At 81.2% G+C, this 1,745-nt stretch carries 2 protein-coding genes; both read left to right on the plus strand.

The window, feature by feature from the left end; translation table 11 throughout:
- Positions 1-109: 109 nt before the first annotated feature.
- Positions 110-859 (plus strand): bifunctional 1-(5-phosphoribosyl)-5-((5-phosphoribosylamino)methylideneamino)imidazole-4-carboxamide isomerase/phosphoribosylanthranilate isomerase PriA, encoded by a 750-nt coding sequence (gene priA / locus ACRYR7_RS25445; protein ID WP_432575177.1) that lies wholly within the window; start codon positions 110-112, stop codon positions 857-859.
- Between the two features lie 98 nt (positions 860-957).
- Complete coding sequence (locus tag ACRYR7_RS25450) at positions 958-1,701, plus strand: SseB family protein (protein WP_432575178.1); 744 nt, start codon at positions 958-960, stop codon at positions 1,699-1,701.
- The last annotated feature ends 44 nt before the right edge of the window (positions 1,702-1,745 follow it).

Consider the following 1,745-nt stretch of genomic DNA (forward strand, 5'->3'; position numbering starts at 1 on the left):
GGGCGAGGGGGGGGTTGGTGTGTGCGGGGGGGGGGGGGGGGCGGGGGGGGCGGGCCCCCCCCCGCGCCCCCCCCCCCCCCCCCGCCGGGCCTCCGTAGACTGCCCGCCCGTGACCAGCACCCCCTCGCCGGCCCCCCGCCTCGAACTGCTCCCCGCCGTCGACGTCGCCGACGGCCAGGCCGTCCGCCTCGTGCAGGGCGAGGCCGGCAGCGAGACCTTCTACGGCTCCCCCCTGGAGGCGGCCCTCGCCTGGCAGGAGGCCGGCGCCGAGTGGGTCCACCTCGTCGACCTCGACGCCGCCTTCGGCCGCGGCTCCAACCGCGAGCTGCTCGCCGACGTCGTCGGGCGCCTGGACGTGGCCGTGGAGCTCTCCGGCGGCATCCGCGACGACGCCTCCCTGGAGGCCGCGCTGGCCACCGGGTGCCGGCGCGTGAACCTGGGCACCGCCGCGCTGGAGGACCCCGAGTGGACCCGCTCGGCCATCGCCCGCCACGGCGAGCGCATCGCCGTCGGCCTCGACGTGCGCGGCACCACCCTCGCCGCGCGCGGCTGGACCCGCGAGGGCGGGGACCTGTGGGAGGTCCTCGCGCGCCTGGACGCCGACGGCTGCTCCCGCTACGTCGTCACCGACGTCACCAAGGACGGCACCCTGCGCGGGCCGAACACCGAGCTGCTGCGCGAGGTGTGCTCGCGCACCAGCGCCCCCGTCGTCGCCTCCGGCGGCGTCTCCAGCCTCGAGGACCTGCGCGCGCTGCGCGAGCTCGTCGGGGTCGGCGTCGAGGGCGCGATCGTCGGCAAGGCCCTGTACGCCGGCGCCTTCACGCTGCCGCAGGCCCTCGACGTGGCCGGCCGGCCCTGACCGGAGCGGACCCCGCGCCGGGCGCCGCCGGGGGCGGCGGGGACGCCGGGACCGGCGCCCCCGGACCGGGGGCCGGTCCGGGGACCGACTCCGCCGGGGTGCCCTGGGCGGGGCGGACCCTGCTGCCCAACCCCTTCACCGGCGACGAGGGCGCCCGGGCGCCCGGCCTGGGGCGGGCGCTGACCGACTGGGCCGGCGCCCGCGGCGCCGGCGCCGGACCGGAGGACCTGCTGCGCGCCGAGGCCCGCGTGGTGGCGCAGCTGGCCGCCGCGCGCGTCTTCGCCCCCGTGGTCGCCGTCCTGGGCGAGCAGGAGGTCGTGGCGGCCGGCCCGGCCGGCGACAAGAGCGCCGACATGGCGCTGGCGCTGCTCACGCAGCCCGACGGCCGCCGCGGCCTGCCCCTGTTCACGGACCTGGCCGCCCTGGCCGCCTGGCGCGCCGACGCCCGGCCCGTGCCGGTGCCCGCCGCCCGCGCGGCCCTGTCGGGGGTGCAGGAGGGCTGCGAGGTGCTCGTGCTGGACCCGGCCGGCCCGGTGCGCTTCGTGGTGCGCCGCACGGCGCTGTGGGCGCTGGCCCGCGAGCGCGAGTGGGTGCCCGCCCCCTTCGACGGCATCGTCGAGGCGGCCGTGGCCGAGGCGCTGGCCGACGTGCCCGGGGTGCGCGGCGTGCGCCTGGAGGCCGCCGAGCGGGCCGAGCTGCGCCTGGTCGTGGGGGTCGCCCCGGGGCTGGACCGCGAGGGGCTGGGCCGGGTGACCGCCCGGCTGGGCGAGCGCCTGGGCGCCTCCGACGTCGTCGCCGACCGCGTGGACTCCCTGGAGCTGCGGCTGCTGCCGGCCCCCTGAGGGCCGCGGGCCGCCGGGCGGCCCGGGCGCCCCGGGTCCCGTGC

Origin of the sequence: Kineococcus gurbantunggutensis, from assembly GCF_050871925.1 — a bacterium.
GTDB lineage: Bacteria > Actinomycetota > Actinomycetes > Actinomycetales > Kineococcaceae > Kineococcus.